This window comes from Actinoplanes sp. NPDC049548, assembly GCF_040676695.1.
In the GTDB taxonomy this organism is placed as follows: Bacteria; Actinomycetota; Actinomycetes; order Mycobacteriales; family Micromonosporaceae; genus Actinoplanes.
Genome location: NZ_JBFAPM010000001.1, coordinates 396,837 through 413,011, shown reverse-complemented (window position 1 = coordinate 413,011; position 16,175 = coordinate 396,837). Strand labels below are relative to the sequence as shown.

Here is a 16,175-nt window from a genome sequence, read left to right as displayed (position 1 = left end):
GCTTCGCCCGCTCCTCACGCCACGGACTGGGCGAAGCGGGCCGATCCGTGTTCGAGGTCGGGGTGCTCGACGGCCAGCGCGGTCGCGACCGCCCGGCTGAAGCCGATGGCTGCGCCCTCCGCGTACGCCGCGTCGAAGGCCGAGTCACCCAGCCTGCGCCGCAACGCCGTCTGCTGCGCCGACCAGAACGCGCCGAACTGCGTCGCCCGGCGCGCGCCGCGCACCGACTCCGCGCCACCGAAGAGCACCGCCGCGGTGACGGCGTCGCCGCCGAGCGCACACCGCACCGCGAGGGCCGCGACAGCGTCGGCGGCGGCACCCCGGAAGCCGTGCCGCAGCCGGGACCGCAGGGCCACCACGAGATGGTCGTGCGCGGCGACCAGGTCACCGCGGCGCAGGGCGACCATCCCGAGCAGCCAGTCGACGGTACGGCGGCCACGGTCCTCCGGCCGTACCGCCTCGATCATCCTCGCCCCGCCGAGCAGCTCGGCGGCCTCGTCCAGGGCGTCGCGCCGCCAGAGCAGCTCGGCCAGCGCGATGATCGTCGGCAGCGCGGCCGCCGGCACCCCGGTCCGGTCCGCGGCCGCGATGACCTCCCGGCACACCTGCTCGGCCTCCCGGGTGCGGCCCGCCTCGATGAGTGAGACACGGTGACCGGCGAGCGCGCGTACGACCAGGGCGGAGTCCCCGGCCGCCCGCGCCGCCGTCTCGGCACGATCCAGGAACCGCTCTCGCTCGTCGCGGTCCCACGAGAGCCCGGCATGCACGAGGTAGGCGGATGCCATCTCGGCGCTCGCCACGGTCAGACCCTCGAGCCGTCCGTAGAGGCGGTACAGCAGGTCGCGGCCCTCGCGCGCGCCGCCGTGCTCGCGCCACCACGGGTCCAGCGCGCCGACCAGCTTCAGGCCCGCGCGAGGATTGCCGCCCGCGACGGTCCAGCGGAGTGCGGCCTCCCATTCCTTCACGTACGGCGAGAGCTCGGTGAGCGACACCGTGCGCGGCTGCCCGTCGGTGTCCACCACCACGCCGTCGAGGGTGTGCAACGACCAGTCGACGTGCCCGTCGCGAGCCTGCCGCTCCTCCCCCGCGGCGAGGAGCCGGCGGATCGCGTACGCCCGGACCTGCTCGGACATCCGGTACCGCGGCCCGGACACGACCTCGACGAGCGACCGGTCGGCGAGCTCGGACAGGGCGCCGAAGGCGTCCCCTCCGGACCACTCGACGGCGGCGAGCTCGATCGGCCCGGCAAAGACGGCCAACCGGCGCAACAGGGCGGCGGCCGCTCCGCTCAAGCCCCGGTAGGACCAGTCGAGATTGCGGGTCAGACTGTGGTGCCGATCCCATCCGATCCCGAACCCGTCGAGGCGTCCTCCCACCTTGGACACGCCGACGGGCAACCCGTCGGCGGCCGGCGGCTCGGCCGGCTCGCGCCCGGCGTCGAGGGCGGCGATGGGATCGTCCAGGCGGGCGCCGAGCTGGGTGGCGGTGAGCAGGCGCAGCCGGTCGGCGGCGAGCTCGATCGCCAGCGGATGACCGTCCAGCCTCGACGCGACCCGCCCGAGCTCGGTGGCCTCGTCCCCCATGCCGGGCCTGCCACCACGAGCCGCCACCACCCGCTGCGCCAACAACGCATAAGCGTCGGCGGGAACCATCGGTGGCAGCCGCCAGACCAGCTCACCCGGAACCCCCAGCGGCGCCCGCGACGTGGCGAGCACGTCGAGGCGCGGGCAGGCCGTCAGCAGCCGCTGGACCAGCCGCTTGGCATCGCCCGGAAGCGCGTCGCAGGTGTCGAGGACGATCAGCATCCGGCCGCGGCGGCACCGCTCGACGATCGAGTCGAACAGCGGCCGGGCCGGCTCGGTGCGCACGCCCATCGCGGCGGCCAAGGCCGCCTCCGGTCGCCCCTCGGAGAGATCGGCAACCCAGACCCCTTGGGGGTACGTCGTGAGCACCTGCTCCGCCACGACGAGCGCCACCCGGCTCTTGCCGCAGCCACCGGAACCGGCGACGGTGACGAGCCGGTGCGTGCCGACGAGCTGCCGCAGCTCGGCGACCTCGGCCTGCCGCCCGACGAAGGAGGTGACCGGCGCGGGGAGATTGTGGGTGGGGGCAGCGCCGGTGCGCGGGTGCGGGAAGGACCGTTCGAGCCCCGGAGCCAGGATCTGGAAGAGCCGCTCGGCGTCGTCGAAGCCGCGCAGCCGGTGGAGGCCGAGGTCGAGCAGGTCGACGTCCGTCATCGCTCCGCCGGCGGCGGCATCAGCCGTCAGGGCTTCCAGAGCAACCCAGGTAGGCACTCCGTGTGATGATGTGGATGGCACAGAGTCACGAGGCAGGTCTCGGGGCATGCCTTCGGTCTTCTTCCTGAAGACCCCGCCGTTCCGCGCCGTTCCGTGGTCGCGCAGTGCACCCCGCCGCCAGCGCCGCGGGCCGGCTTCGGCGTGAGCCCCTTCGGACCGGGGCACCGCCAGGAAATCCAGCGACCAGGTCGTGACGGCCAGGGCGGTGGCCTCTGAGCAGAGGATCTGTCCACCGTGCGCAGCGGCGGCGACCCGGGCGGCCCGGTGCACCTCGGCGCTCGCGTACTCACCGGCGACCGGCTTGGCCCATCCGGTGTGGAGTCCCATGCGGACCCGCGGCGCCACCTCGGGACTCGGCCACGGGTACTCCGCGAGTGCACGCTGTGACGCGACGCAGGCCGCGACGGCGGCTGCGGCGTCCCCGAAAGCGATGAAGAAAGAATCACCCTCAGTGAAAAGCTCGACGCCAGAGTGATTACGCAGAGCACGACGAAGAACGCCGCGATGAGCGTTCAGGACGCTGCCGTACTCATCGCCGAGCATCCGGGCCAGGCGCGTCGAGCCTTCGATGTCGGTGAACACGAAGGTCACCAGCCCACTCGGCAGCTCGGTCCGTACCGACACGGTGAGAACCTCCGCCCCCTCGGGAAGTCGCGCTCCATGCTGCCGCACCGCAATCACACGGCACATCGTAGAAACGGTCGGTAACCGTCCACCCGCCACGGCCGACCCCGGAAGGACGACCCCCGGACGAGTCATCGACGTTTACGCACGGCACTACGCGTGACGTAACGACCCGGTTCATGGTCTAGACACGCGGTGGATGGTCAATTCCACCGGGCTGAACGGGCGTACCCACAAGAGTCACCCGGTGCGATGACCTGTGCGACTTCGGCAGGTGACCACCCGATCACGAGCAGGGACCGTCCTGGCTGGACGGTTGCCCTGGGCTCGCGCTCGCCCTGCGCAAGCCGCTTGTCGCCGCGGCGGCGTTGCCCGGCGGCACACTGCACACGGCGGCTCGACGTTTCCGGTTCAGGTGACCGGGTCGCAGGTCGCGGAATCGGTGACCCAGTCCGTCCTGCCGTTGGTCGCGGTCGGCCCGCCGGATGCCGGTGGCGCACGCCGGTGGGCGCCGGGTGCCGGTGGCGCACGCCGGTGGACGCCGGGTGCGGGCGGCGCACGCCGGTGGACACCGGGTGCCGGTGGCGCACGCCGGTGGGCGCCGTGTGCCGGTGGCACGGGCCGCCGGGCGCAGCAGGCCGGTGACACGCGCCGCCGGGCGCCGGACGCCGCCGGGCGGCGCCGGCGGGCGCCGGACGCAGGTTGCGCACGCTGGTGGGCACTGGGCGTCAGCAGCCGCACGCCCCTCCGCAACAGCCGCCGCCTCCGCCGCTCGGTGCTGAGGGCACCGCGCTGCCGCGGCCCGTCACGGCAACCGTGGAGAGCAGTTTGACCGTGTCTGTGTGGCCTTGCGGGCACGTTGCGGGGGCCGACGCCTCCGCCATGGGGCGATTGAGCTCGAACGTGTCGCCGCACGCGCGGCATCGGAAGTCGTATCGCGGCATCCGAACAGGGTATGGGCTGGGCCGGGCGATCCGCTGCATCGCAGGTGCGTGGTTGTGGACACCGCGCATCGGCCCTGGTGCATGAGATCCCGGGTGGTCTCCGCGCGGTAGTCTTCTGCGGGTGGTTGACGGGCAGCAGACACCCTCGAAGCGTCCGGCGGCACCGCATCTCGGCGGGCCGCTGGGCAGCTCGGGTGCGGCGCCCGAGGAATTGACACCGGCAAGCGAGCCCGCGAGCGCCGGCAAGGCCGAACCGGCGCGTAGCGTCAAGCCGGCTGCCGTCGCCGAGGCGGTGAGGCCCGCCGCGGAGGCCGAGCAGGCGAAGCCGACCCAGGCGCCGCGAGCCGCCGAGCCCGCGCAGACGCCCAAGCCCGCGAATTTCCCCAAGCCGTCTGGGACCAAGTCGGCAGAGATCAAGCCGTCGGAGACCAAGCCGGCAGAGATCAAGCCGGCAGAGATCAAGCCGGCAGAGATCAAGCCGGCAGAGATCAAGCCGGCAGAGATCAAGCCGTCGGAGACCGAGCCGGGCCAGACCGCGGCGAAGACCGAGCCCGAGCCGGGCCAGGCTGTAGGGGAAACAGAGCCCCAGCCGGGCCAAGCCGTAGCGAAGACGGAGCCCGACCCGGGCGAGATAGCAGGGAAGACGGAGACAAAGCCAGGCGGAGCCGTGGCGAAGACCGGGTCCGAGCGGGGGGAGACCGGGGCGAAGGCGGGGACCACTGAAGCAGCCAAGCCGGCCGGCGACCAGCCGGCCGCAAAGGACAGCCCGGAGGGCGGCTCGGCCGCCCCTTCGGCCACCGTGGCAGCGCTCGCTGCCCGGGGGCGCGCCACGCGGGTGCTCCGGAAGGCGAATCCCGCACGCGTCGCCCGGAGCACGTCCGACTGGGCGAAGCGTCCCTCCGGCCGCTTCGTGCTGCCCGCGATCATTGCCCTGCTGCTGCTCGGCGCCGCCGGGACCGCCGGGGCTTATCTCGTACCGGAGGCTTTGAAGTCGGTGCCGGCACCCAGCGCGACGCCCGCCTTCGGGGTGGAGGCCGGGGTGCCGTCGGCGCCCGTGCCAAGCCTGAGCGGGGTCCCGGGTGCGCCGGGCCTGAGCTCCGCGCCGGCCGTCGTGGGCGGCGGCCTGCCCACCACGGCGCCCGTCGGCATTCCCGGAGCACGGCCTGCCGATGCCCTGTCGGGCTGGGCTCAGCAGACCGGCACGCGCGTCGGGATTCCCGTCGTCGCGGTCCAGGCGTACGGGTATGCGGAGCTCGTCGTCGGCAGGACGGCCCCGACCTGCCATCTGAGCTGGACCACGATCGCCGCCATCGCGAAGGTCGAGTCGGCGCACGGCAGCGCGAACGGCGCGGTGCTCGGCGTGGACGGTTCCGTGTCGCCGCCGATCTTCGGGTTGCCGCTCGACGGCAAGGGCGGCCGGCAGCTCATCCGGGACACCGACCAGGGACTGCTCGACAAGGACCCGCAGTTCGACCGGGCGATCGGTCCGCTGCAGTTCATCCCGCAGACGTGGAACGAGATCTCCGTCGGCAACGCGGTGGACGCCGACAACAACGGCGTCTCGGACCCGAACGACATCGACGACGCCTCCCTCGCCACGGCGGTCTACCTGTGCAAGGGCGGCCGGGACCTGTCCAGAGCGGACGTCTGGTGGGACGCGATTCTGTCCTATAACGCCGTCCGCCCGTATGCGCAGAAGGTCTTCGACGCGGCGAACGAGTACGGCGTCCGGAGCCGGGCGTGAGGGACAACCCACAGTGACGGGTCGCGTACATTTGCGCACCCGGGCCTTCCCTGAAGGTCGAGATACCGGCAAGCTGTACGGGTGAGGGTGCGTGAATGGGATCCCCGGTCCGCGTCGGACGGGGAGATCCGATCGCTCGTGGAGACGCTGAACCAGGTGCTGGCAGCGGACCTCCCGGACGATCCACCGTGGCAGGACGTGCAGGTCAGGGAGTATCTGGCCGAGACGATGCCCGGAGAGCGCCGCATCAGCTGGGTCGCCGAGGACGACCGCCTCCCCGAGGGCGAGAGCACGGTCTTCGGGCACGTCACGCTTCTGCTGCTCGGTGACATCGGGGTGCTGGAGGTGCTGGTTCATCCCGATCTGCGCCGCCGGGGCCTGGGGCAACAGCTCGTCGCCGTGGCCGCCCGCCGGGCGTACCTCGAGGGTTTCTCGTCGATCGGTGTCGAGGCCATCGGCGACACTCCCGCGATCGCGTTCTACGAGTCGCTCGGCTTCGAGCGGGAGTACGTGGAGACCCGCAGCGTGCTCAACCTGTCCAGCGTGGACTGGAACGCGCTCGGCGCCATGGCCGGCAGCATCAGCGCCGACTACAGGGTGGAGTATCACCCGGGCGGCCCACCGGAGCACCTGCTGGAGGCGTACGCGCAGGCGAAGCTTGTGGGCCAGGACGAGGACAACGACCTGGACCTGCGCCCGAGCTCGTCCGACCCGCAGCGCCTGCGTGACAGCCTGGACACGCTGCACCGGCGCGGACTGAAGCCCTACATCGTACTGGCCATGCACGAGGCGACCGGGGTCGTCGCCGGCCTCACCGAGGTGGTCGTGCCGGCGCAGCACCCGGAGCGCGCCGACCAGTACGACACGATCGTGGTCCGTGAGCATCGCGGCTACGGGATCGACCGGGCGATCAAGGCCCGGATGCTGCTCGAGCTCCGTAAGGCCGAGCCGGAGCTGTGCGAGGTGCAGACCTGGAACGCCCAGCACAACGAGTCGATGCTGAAGGTTAATGCCGAGTTGGGCTTCCAGTCCGACCGGGATTGGTATGAATACGGCGCCGACGTTGCGCAACTGGTACAGAGAGTGGAACCCACGGACTGACCTGGGGCTTTAGGGTCGGCGTACCCCTTATCAAGCTCCGCTGTGGAGGCTCCGTGCGCTACCCACGCATATTGCCCATTCTTGCTGTTCCCATGTTGACGGCTGTGCTGATCCCAGGCGTCGCGCGGGCGGCTGACGACCCGCTGACCGTCGGCGCGGTGCAGGGAAGCACCACGTCCGCACCGCGTACCCATCGCTCGCCGCTGGCGAACGCGTCGGGCAACGGCAGCAGCAGCGCGCTCTACGAGGTGCGCGGCGTCGTCACTCAGCGCACGCTGGCTCGTACGGCCGCCGGGGCCGACCAGAACGGCTTCTTCCTTCAGAGCCGCAAGGGCGCCGACGACGGCGACCCGACCAGCTCCGACGGCATCTTCGTCTTCATGGGCTCCTTCACCTCGCTCATCGGCGGCTACGTCCCGACCGTGGGCGACGAGATCGTCGTCAAGGCGCGGGTCGCCGAGTACTTCTCCATGACGCAGCTCTCCAGCGCGTCGCTGGTCACGAAGATCGCGTCCGACGTGCCGCTGAGCGAGGTGCAGATCGACGACGCGGCCCCGCCGGCCGACGCGGCCGCCGCCGACCTCTTCTGGGAGCGTCACGAGGGCATGCAGCTGCGTGCCCGGGCCGGCTCCGGCGTCGTTTCGGGACGCAACGTCTTCAGCGACACCGCCGACTCGGAGATCTGGGTCGTGGACAAGGACGACGCGCTCCTCGACCGCGACGACCCGTACGCCCGGCGCGTCTTCCGGGACGCCCACCCGCTGGACGACGACCCCGCGCGCTTCGACAACGGCAACGGCAACCGTGTCCTGCTCGGCCCGCTCGGCGTCAAGGCGAGCGCCGGTGACAGCACCGTCCTGCTGCCCGCGGCGAAGACCTTCGACACACTGTCCACAGACGGCGTCGGCGGCGTGTACTACTCCTTCAACAAGTACAGCGTCCAGCCCTCGGAGGTGGCGTTCACCCCGGGCGCCGACCCGTCGAAGAACAACCCGCCGAAGGCCGCCAAGCGCGGCTCGGAGTTCGCGGTGTCGACGTACAACGTGGAGAACCTCTACGACTTCCGCGACGACCCGTTCGACGGCTGCGACTTCACCGGCAACTCCGGGTGCCCGGGGGTCAGCCCGCCGTTCGACTACGTGCCGGCGAGCGAGGCGGACTACACGGAGAAGCTCGGGAACCTGGCCGACCAGATCGTCAACAGCATGCACTCCCCCGACGTGATCCTGGCTCAGGAGGCGGAGGACCAGGACATCTGCACGGTCTCCGGGGCGGCGCTGAGCTGCGGCGACACCAACAACGCCGACGGGCAGCCGGACACCCTCCAGGACCTGGCGCTGACGATCAAGAACTCGGGCGGGCCCTCCTACGCGACGGCGTTCGACCGCTCCGGCGCCGACGCCCGCGGCATCACCGCGGCGTTCCTCTACCGCACCGACCGGCTGTCGCTGGCCACCGCGTCGGCGGACGACCCCATCCTCGGCTCCTCGCCGCAGGTCGAATACCGCGGTGCCGCCCTGGCGAGCAACGCGGACGTCTCCAACCCGAAGACGCTGAACGCGGTTCTCCCGGCCGACGTCGACCGGTCCACCGGCGTCGACGGCAGCAACGTCTACACCCGGGCTCCGCAGGTGGCGCTCTTCGACGTGAAGGCGGCCCCGAACGCCAAGGAGCACTTCCGGCTCTGGGCGATCAGCAACCACTTCAGCTCCGGCCCCGACGGCCGGGTCGGTCAGCGCCGCGAACAGGCCGCCTACGGCGCGGCGATCGCCACGGCCATCGAGCGCAGCGACGACCACGCCCGCCTCGCCTACGGCGGGGACCTGAACGTGTTCCCCCGGCCGGACGAGCCGGTGCCGGCCAAGCCGGGTGACCAGCTGGGCGCCCTCTACGAGGCAGGGCTGCACAACCTCTGGGACGACCTGGTGGCCGACGCTCCCTCCTCGGCCTACTCCTATGTCTTCGACGGGCAGGCCCAGACGCTGGACAACCTCTTCGTCAACGACGCCCTGCACGGCGACCTGATCGAGATGCGGGCCGCGCACATCAACGCGGACTGGGCGGCCGAGGACGAGGCCAACGGCTCCAAGGGCTCGAGCGACCACGATCCGCAGATCGCCCGCTTCCAGTCGAAGGCGGCGCTGCGGCCGGCCGACGCGAGCACCGCCGAGGGCGACAGCGGCACCACGCCGCTCGCTTTCCCGGTGACGCTGTCGCGGCCGCTGAGCCAGCCGCTCACCGTCTGCGCCACCGCGGTGCCCGGCTCGGCGTGGCCGTTGATCGACTTCGACCCCTATCTCGGGTGCAAGACGATCGCCGCCGGTCAGACCGGGACGAGCTTCACCGTGAGGGTTCGCGGCGACCGCCTCAAGGAGGCGGACGAGACGTTCACGCTCGCCATTGCGGGCCTGGGCGACGTCCGCCAGACCGACCCGTCGGCGACGGGCACGATCAAGAACGACGACTGACAGGCACGGCTGCACACTGCCGGGTCCGCGCTGCGCGGGCCCGGCAGTTTCCTTTTTCGGTACGGCTGAGAGCACGCGGCCAGGGTGCCGGAAGAGCGAGGACGGCGCGGAGGGCCTGTGGACAGCCGCGCATTGTGGATAACCGAATCGCCGGGGCCCCCGCGGGGTAGGTTCGCCGCATGACAGACGAGCCCGTGAAACCACTCGAGGACGACGAAGACGTGCGGGTCAACAAGGGGTCGGCGGACGAGCCCTGGGAGCCCGGCGAGCAGCCCTACAGCGACAGACCGGAGCAGGGCGGGGAGACACCCGGCCCGGTGAACATCGAGCCCCCGGACTAGGGGCGCCGATGGTCAGTAGCGGGCGCGAAGGAGCTGGGCGGCCTCGGTCGCCCAGTAGGTGAGGATGATCTGGGCACCGGCACGCTTGATCGACGTCAAGGTCTCCAGCATCACGCCCTCTCGGTCCAGCCACCCGTTCGCGGCTGCCGCCTCCACCATCGCGTACTCGCCCGACACCTGGTAGGCGGCCACCGGCACGTCCACGCGGTCCCGCACCGCGGCCACCACGTCCAGGTAGGGCAGGGCCGGCTTGACCATCACCATGTCCGCGCCCTCCGCCACGTCCAGCTCCACCTCCCGCAGCGCCTCGCGAACGTTGCCGGAGCTCTGCTGGTAGGTGCGGCGGTCGCCCTGCAGGGTGGACTCGACGGCCTCCCGGAACGGGCCGTAGAAGGAGCTGGCGTACTTGACGGCGTACGCGAGGACAGCGACGTCCTGGTGGCCGGCCTGGTCGAGGGCGCGACGGACCACGCCGACCTGACCGTCCATCATCCCGGAGGGTCCGACCACGTGGGCGCCCGCCTCGGCCTGCGCGACGCCCATCTGCGCGTAGAGGTCCAGCGTGGCGTCGTTGTCCACCGTGCCGTCGGGAGCCAGGACGCCGCAGTGGCCATGGGAGGTGAACTCGTCCAGGCACAGATCACTCATGACGACCGTGGCGTCGCCGACCTCGGCAATGACGTCCCGGATCGCGACGTTGAGGATGCCATCCGGGTCGAGGCCCCGGGAGCCGGTCTCGTCCTTGTGCTCGTTCGTGGGTACGCCGAAGATCATGAGACCGCCGACCCCGGCCCCGGCGGCCTCGCGGGCGGCCTTGCGGAGCGACTCCCGGGAGTGCTGCACAACGCCGGGAAGCGACGAGATCGCCCGCGGTTCGGTCAGGCCCTCCTTGACGAAGAGGGGCAGGATCAGCTCGGCCGGGGACACCCGGGTCTCCTCGACCAGCCGCCGCATGGCGGCCGAGCGCCGCAGCCGGCGGGGGCGGATATCGGGATACGCCATGCTCACTCCCTGAGCCGGGCCGGCCCTCAAGCCGACGAACCACAAACTACGAACCATGCTGATACCGGCCACCGAACGCCGGCGAAACGGCCACCGGCGAAACGTACGCCGGTGAGACGACCACCGGCGAAACGGCCACCGGCGAAACGAAACGCCGGCGAAACGGACGTTCGCGGAACGGGACCGGGCCGGTCGCACGAAGCGCCCGGCCCGGAGGGAACGACTAGCGGAACCGCAGAGCCGTCGGCCCCTGCACCTTCGACCCGCGCCGCTGCTTCGCCGGCATGGCCGCCAGCTTCTCCCGCAGCTCCACGGCGTACGAGGCCAGCGCCTCTACCAGATCGGGCACCGATGCGTGCTGCGGCTGCACGTCGACCCGCAGGCCGAACTCCGTCGCCGTCTCCGCCGTCTTCGGGCCGATGACCGCGACGACCGTCCGGGCGTGCGGCTTGCCCGCGATGCCGACCAGGTTGCGCACCGTCGAGGAGGACGTGAACAGGACCGCGTCGAAGCCGCCCGACTTGATGGCGTCGCGGATGTCGGCCGGCGGCGGGGCCGCGCGCACCGTCCGGTAGGCGGTCACGTCGTCGACCTCCCAGCCGCGCTCGATCAGGCCGGCGGCGAGCGTCTCGGTGGCGATGTCGGCGCGCGGGAGCAGCACCCGGCCCACCGGGTCGAGGATCTCGTCGTGCGGGGAGAACTCCGCCAGCAGGCCCTCGCTGGACTGGTCGCCGGCCGGGATGAGCTCGGGCTGGATGCCGAACGCGCGGACCGCGTCCGCCGTCGCCTCGCCGATGCAGGCGATCTTCACGCCGCCGAAGTGGCGGGCGTCGAGGCCGTGCTCGGCGAACTTCTCCCAGACCGCGCGGACCGCGTTCACCGACGTGAACACCACCCAGGCGTAGCGGCCGTCGACCAGGCCCTTGACCGCGCGCTCCATCTGGGCCGGGGTGCGCGGGGGCTCCACGGCGATCGTGGGGACCTCGCACGGGATCGCCCCGTACGCCCGCAGCCGGGCACTCATCGCCCCCGCCTGCTCCTTGGTGCGCGGGACGAGGACCTTCCAGCCGTACAGGGGGCGGTTCTCCCACCAGCTCAGCTTGTCGCGGTCGGCGACCTCCGAGCCCACCGTGAGCACCACGCGGCCGGTGAAGCCGAGCGCCGCCGCGACGAAGCTGTCCACGGTCGACGTGGTCGTGTACTGCGTCTCGCCGGTGCCGTCGCCGGTAACGCCGACCGCCGTGCCCGGCTCGACGCCCGAGGCGAGGAGGCCGTCGCGGACCGCGGCCAGGTCGCCCGCGTCCACCGCCACCGCGAAGGAGCCCTTCTGGGCCGCCGCGGCGAGGGCGTCGAAGTCGACCGCCGTCACGTCGTCGATGTCGGCCACCGTGCGGACGCCCGGCAGCGGGACGCCCGCGTACGTGGCGACGCCTTCCGCCTGGCCGAGACCCGGCACCACCTCGAAGTGGACCGCGGTGCGGGCGACGGCCTGCACCTCGCGGACCACGGACTCGTGCCCGAACGGGTCGCCGGCCACCAGGTGCACGGCGGACAGGCCGGACTTGGCCGCGGAGAGCAGCACCTTGGCGACGTCGCCGGGCGCGCCTTCGGCCGGGCTGAACTGGGTGTCGTCCTTGGCCTCCGCCTTGATCGCCGCGAGCAGCGACTCCGGGACGCCGCGGTCGTAGACGACCTGGTCGGCGTCGGCGAGGGTGTCGTGGGCCCGGCGCGTCAGCAGCCCCGGGTCGCCGGGTCCGGCGCCGACGAACGCGATGCGTCCGGCGCTCTTGCGGGCGGTGCGGGTGGTCATTCTGTGCTCCCCATCAGGGTGTCGGCGCCGGCTTCGAGGAGATCGGCGGCAAGCGCCTTGCCGATCTCCGCCGCGTCGGCGGGCGTACCGGTGCGCGACAGCCGGACAGCTCGGGCCCCGTCCGGGCTGATCACCGCACCGCGCAGGTAGATCTCGTCGCCGTGCTCGCCTTCGGCGAGCTCGGCGTGTGCCGCGACCGGGGCGGAGCACCCGGCCTCGAGCGTGGCGAGCATCGCCCGTTCCGCCGTGACGGCGGCGCGGGACGGTGCATGATCGAGCGCCCCCAGCAGCTCGACCAGGTCTGCGTTGCCGGACCGGCACTCCACCGCCAGCGCACCCTGGGCCGGGGCGGGCAGCATGAGCATCGGGTCCAGCGTCTCCGTGATCTCGGCGGCCCGGCCGAGACGCACCACACCGGCCCGCGCCAGCACGACCGCGTCGAGGTCGGCCTCGGGACCGAGCACTCGCGCGATGCGGCTGTCGACGTTGCCGCGGATCGGCGTGACCTGCAACTGTAGGCCCAAAGCATGCAGTTGCGCGATTCGGCGCACCGCGCCCGTGCCCACCACGGCGCCCGGGGGCAGCTCCGCAAGCGTCTTCCCGTCGCGGGCGATCAGCGCGTCCCGCGGGTCCTCGCGCTGTGGCACGGCCGCGATGTGCAGCCCAGCCGCAAAACCCGTGGGCAGGTCCTTGTACGAGTGCACGGCGAAGTCGATCTCGTCGGCCAGCAGCGCGTCCCGCAGGGCCGACACGAACACGCCGACGCCGAGCTGGGCGACGGGGGCGGCCGAGCGATCACCGGAGGTCACGATGCGGACCAGCTCGACGGGCACTCCCGTGGCAGCGGTCAGCGAGTCGGCCACCATCTGGGACTGGGCCAGCGCGAGCGCGCTGCCGCGGGTGCCGAGGCGCAGCGGTGTGGTCACGCTTGTTCTCCGATCTCGGGCACGGCGTCGGCCTGGGTGGCGTGCGGAACGTCGAGGTCGAAGAGTTCGCGCAACAGGGCCGCATACTGGTCGCCGCCGGGCTCGGCCGCAAGTCGGCGTACCCGGACGGTGGGTGAATGCAGCAGCTGCTGCACGACCCGGTGCAGGGTGCGGGAGACGTCGGCCCGCTGCTCCTCGGTGAATTCCGGCCGGCGCGCGGACAGTTTGCGCAGCTCCGCCGCGACCACCTCGTCGGCGCGGGTCCGCAGGGCGGCGACCGTCGGGGCGATCTCGGCCCCGCGGAGCCAGCCGAGGAAGTGCTCCACCTCGGCGGCGACGATCTGCTCGACGGCGGCGGTCTCCGCGGCGGCCGGCATGGTGCGCCGGCTCGCGGCGAGCCCGTCGATGTCGACGACGGTCACCTGCGGGAGGTCCGCGACCTCGGGGGCGACGTCGCGGGGCACGGCCAGGTCGAGGATGACCAGCGGACGCTCGCGCCCGGCCAGCCGCTCGGCGGTGAGCACCGGCTCGGTCGAGGCGGTGGCGCTGACCACCACGTCGGCCTCGCGCAGGGCGGTGTCGAGGTCGGTGAAGTCGATGGCCGTGGCGCCGTACGCCTCGGCCAGCCGCGCGGCCCGTTCGGCACCGCGGTTGGTGATCTGCAGCGGCCCGACGCCGGTCCGGGTCAGGGTGGCCACCGAGAGGGCGCCCATCGCACCGGCACCGATGACGAGGCCCGGGCGGCCGCTGAGGTCGCCGCCGAACGCGTCGGCCGCGACGTCGAGCGCGGCGGTGACCACGCTCTGCCCGGCCCGGTCGATGCCGGTCTCGGCGTGCGCGCGCTTGCCCACCCGCAGCGCCTGCTGCATCAGCTCGTGCAGCAGGCGGCCGGCCGAGTCCGCCTCGGTGGCCGCGTGGTAGGCGTCCCGGAGCTGTCCGAGGATCTGCGCCTCGCCCACGACCATGGAGTCGAGCCCGGAGGAGACGCGGAACAGGTGGCGCACGGCCGCCTCGTCGTAGTGCACGTAGAGGTGGCCGGCGAGCTCACCGGCGACGATCCCGGACTGCTCGGCAAGCACGTTGCAGACGTCGCCGAGGCCGCCGTGGAAGCCGGAGACGGCCGCGTACACCTCGACGCGGTTGCAGGTGGAGAGGACGACGGCCTCGCCGATGTACGGCTGGGCGACGAGCTTGTGGAGCACGGCGGGGATGTCCGGGCCGGCGATCGTGAGGCGCTCCAGGGTGCCGACCCCCGCGGTCCGGTACGACGCGCCGACGCTGAGCAGGTTCACGACCCGACCGCCTCTATCCCGCTCTCGTCCGCCCGTCCGCCCGGGAGGGCCGTGAGGGACGCCTTGCGATGCTCGTGGAAGGAGAGGATCTGCAGCTCGATGGCGAGGTCGACCTTGCGCACGTCGACCCCGGCCGGCACGGAGAGCACGCACGGCGCGAAGTTGAGGATGCTGGTGACCCCCGCGGCCACCAGCTCGTCGGCGACGGCCTGCGCCGCGCCGGCCGGGGTGGCGATGACCCCGATGGTGATGCCCTCCTCGACGACCGCCCGGCCGAGCTCGTCGATGTGCCGCACCAGGAGACCGTTTATCGGCTTTCCGACCCGCTCGGCGTCGGCGTCGAAGAGGGCGACGATGCGGAAGCCGCGACTGGCGAAGCCGTCGTAGCCGGCCAGCGCGTGGCCGAGGTTACCCACGCCGACCAGCGCGACGGCCCGGCGCTCGTCGAGGCCGAGGATGTACTCGATCTGGTCGATCAGCAGGGCGACGTCGTAGCCGACGCCGCGGGTGCCGTACGACCCGAGGTGGGAGAGGTCCTTGCGGAGCTTGGCCGAGTTGACCCCGGCGGCGGCCGCGAGGCCCTCGCTGGAGACGGTGTCCGAGCCGTTCTCGGCGAGGTTGTGCAGGGCGCGGAGGTATTCCGGCAGCCGCGCGATCGTCGCTTCCGGGAGGTCCGGGAAGGCGGTCACTGCGCCGGCATTGCCCGGCGGGTTTCCATGTCGCTGCTGACTCATCTGACTCCGTGCCGACAAGGTGGCGAACCTGCGGAGAGCCCTCTGTGGCCTGGAAGGACCGGCTGTGGTAGCGGGGCTCGTCGGAGTCACAGAGTAGGCGCTTGTGAAGGCGTGCACAAATCGCGATCTTGATAGCGGAACTGGACAAAGATCGAGTCAGCGTGCTATTCGCGCGCCGACCACCTGTCCGAGTATTACCGCTTCCGAGCCACGCGACCACCACCGCGCCATCCGGAGGAGCAGTATCACAAGGCCTTGGCCAGCGACACCGCCTCGAGCAGGGTGTCGGCGACCGGCACGCCCGCGGCGCGGAGCCGGGTCGGGTGGGTGAAGCCCCCGGTATAGAGCACGCAGCGGGCACCGACGGAGGCGGCCGCGTCGGCGTCGTCGATCGAGTCGCCGATCAGGACAGCGTCCTCGCCGGGGACGCCCAACTGCTCCAGGTGCCGCGCCAGGTGACCGGCCTTGAGGCCGCCGTCGACCTCGGTCGGGCGCCCGTCGATGCGGGCGAACACCCCGGCGAGCCCGCGCGACTCCACGGCCGGGATCAGCTCGTCGTGGAACCACATGGACAGCAGCGACTGGGTGCCGGTCCAGGACTTGATCGCGGCCTCGGCGTCGGCGGCCAGCGGGATCGTGGTCAACCCCATCCGGTACGCCTCGTGGAAGATCCGGTCCAGCTCCTCGAACTCCTCGTCGGTGACAGCCCGCTCGAGGATCTCGGCGTAGAACTCCGCCACCGGGCGCCGGAAGCGCCGCCGATGCTCCTCGGAGTCCACGCTGCGCCCGCCGACCGCCGCGAACGTGTGGTTCGTGGAGGCGACGACCAGCGACAGGTCGTCGAGAAGGGTGCCGTTCCAGTCCCAGACAAGATGAGTACGCGCCACGGCCG

11 protein-coding genes and 1 pseudogene are annotated in these 16,175 nt (G+C 72.1%); 4 read left to right on the top strand and 8 right to left on the bottom strand.

Features of this window, described 5'->3' with window-relative positions; genetic code table 11:
• Positions 1 to 14 precede the first annotated feature (14 nt).
• Both AB0J80_RS01945 and AB0J80_RS01940 read right to left on the bottom strand, forming a co-directional pair.
• On the bottom strand, positions 15 to 2,921 hold the full coding sequence (locus AB0J80_RS01945; RefSeq protein ID WP_364699244.1) for an adenylate/guanylate cyclase domain-containing protein: 2,907 nt from the start codon (positions 2,919 to 2,921) through the stop codon (positions 15 to 17).
• A gap of 728 nt (positions 2,922 to 3,649) precedes the next feature.
• Positions 3,650 to 3,865 carry a zinc ribbon domain-containing protein gene (locus AB0J80_RS01940; RefSeq protein ID WP_364699242.1) on the bottom strand — a complete coding sequence of 72 codons (216 nt, stop codon included), beginning with the start codon at positions 3,863 to 3,865 and terminating at the stop codon, positions 3,650 to 3,652.
• Between the two features lie 121 nt (positions 3,866 to 3,986).
• On the opposite strand from AB0J80_RS01940, the gene AB0J80_RS01935 reads away from it, so the two are divergent.
• The 4 genes and pseudogenes from AB0J80_RS01935 to AB0J80_RS01920 all read left to right on the top strand — a co-directional run bounded on the left by AB0J80_RS01935 (position 3,987) and on the right by AB0J80_RS01920 (position 9,519).
• A complete protein-coding gene (locus AB0J80_RS01935) occupies positions 3,987 to 5,609 on the top strand; it encodes a murein transglycosylase (RefSeq protein WP_364699240.1) in 1,623 nt (540 codons plus the stop codon).
• Positions 5,610 to 5,690: 81 nt separating this feature from the next.
• A complete protein-coding gene (locus tag AB0J80_RS01930) occupies positions 5,691 to 6,710 on the top strand; it encodes a GNAT family N-acetyltransferase (RefSeq protein ID WP_364699238.1) in 1,020 nt (339 codons plus the stop codon).
• 143 nt (positions 6,711 to 6,853) lie between these two features.
• Positions 6,854 to 9,178: pseudogene (locus tag AB0J80_RS01925) on the top strand (endonuclease); the annotation flags it as partial.
• A gap of 179 nt (positions 9,179 to 9,357) precedes the next feature.
• Positions 9,358 to 9,519 carry a hypothetical protein gene (locus AB0J80_RS01920; protein ID WP_364699236.1) on the top strand — a complete coding sequence of 54 codons (162 nt, stop codon included), beginning with the start codon at positions 9,358 to 9,360 and terminating at the stop codon, positions 9,517 to 9,519.
• A gap of 12 nt (positions 9,520 to 9,531) precedes the next feature.
• Here AB0J80_RS01920 and hemB read toward each other — a convergent pair whose 3' ends face one another.
• The 6 genes from hemB to AB0J80_RS01890 form a co-directional block, all read right to left on the bottom strand.
• Positions 9,532 to 10,521, bottom strand: coding sequence for a porphobilinogen synthase (gene hemB / locus AB0J80_RS01915; RefSeq protein ID WP_364699234.1), 990 nt, complete (start codon positions 10,519 to 10,521; stop codon positions 9,532 to 9,534).
• 223 nt (positions 10,522 to 10,744) lie between these two features.
• Positions 10,745 to 12,331: a uroporphyrinogen-III synthase gene (locus AB0J80_RS01910; RefSeq protein ID WP_364699232.1), complete on the bottom strand. Its 1,587-nt coding sequence runs from the start codon at positions 12,329 to 12,331 to the stop codon at positions 10,745 to 10,747.
• Positions 12,328 to 13,257 carry a hydroxymethylbilane synthase gene (gene hemC / locus AB0J80_RS01905; protein ID WP_364699230.1) on the bottom strand — a complete coding sequence of 310 codons (930 nt, stop codon included), beginning with the start codon at positions 13,255 to 13,257 and terminating at the stop codon, positions 12,328 to 12,330. The genes AB0J80_RS01910 and hemC overlap by 4 nt, the downstream gene beginning before the upstream one ends.
• A complete protein-coding gene (locus tag AB0J80_RS01900) occupies positions 13,254 to 14,549 on the bottom strand; it encodes a glutamyl-tRNA reductase (RefSeq protein WP_364699228.1) in 1,296 nt (431 codons plus the stop codon). The genes hemC and AB0J80_RS01900 overlap by 4 nt, the downstream gene beginning before the upstream one ends.
• A complete protein-coding gene (locus AB0J80_RS01895) occupies positions 14,546 to 15,283 on the bottom strand; it encodes a redox-sensing transcriptional repressor Rex (protein WP_364699226.1) in 738 nt (245 codons plus the stop codon). The genes AB0J80_RS01900 and AB0J80_RS01895 overlap by 4 nt, the downstream gene beginning before the upstream one ends.
• A gap of 245 nt (positions 15,284 to 15,528) precedes the next feature.
• Positions 15,529 to 16,170 (bottom strand): HAD hydrolase-like protein, encoded by a 642-nt coding sequence (locus AB0J80_RS01890; RefSeq protein ID WP_364699222.1) that lies wholly within the window; start codon positions 16,168 to 16,170, stop codon positions 15,529 to 15,531.
• Between the last annotated feature and the right edge of the window lie 5 nt (positions 16,171 to 16,175).

Bases quoted from the DNA above. Each gene is read 5' to 3' on its own strand.
- AB0J80_RS01940 (WP_364699242.1), bottom strand. From the start codon at position 3,865: ATGCCGCGATACGACTTCCGATGCCGCGCGTGCGGCGACACGTTCGAG.
- AB0J80_RS01910 (WP_364699232.1), bottom strand. From the start codon at position 12,331: ATGACCACCCGCACCGCCCGCAAGAGCGCCGGACGCATCGCGTTCGTC.
- AB0J80_RS01895 (WP_364699226.1), bottom strand. From the start codon at position 15,283: ATGAGTCAGCAGCGACATGGAAACCCGCCGGGCAATGCCGGCGCAGTG.
- hemB (WP_364699234.1), bottom strand. From the start codon at position 10,521: ATGGCGTATCCCGATATCCGCCCCCGCCGGCTGCGGCGCTCGGCCGCC.
- AB0J80_RS01920 (WP_364699236.1), top strand. From the start codon at position 9,358: ATGACAGACGAGCCCGTGAAACCACTCGAGGACGACGAAGACGTGCGG.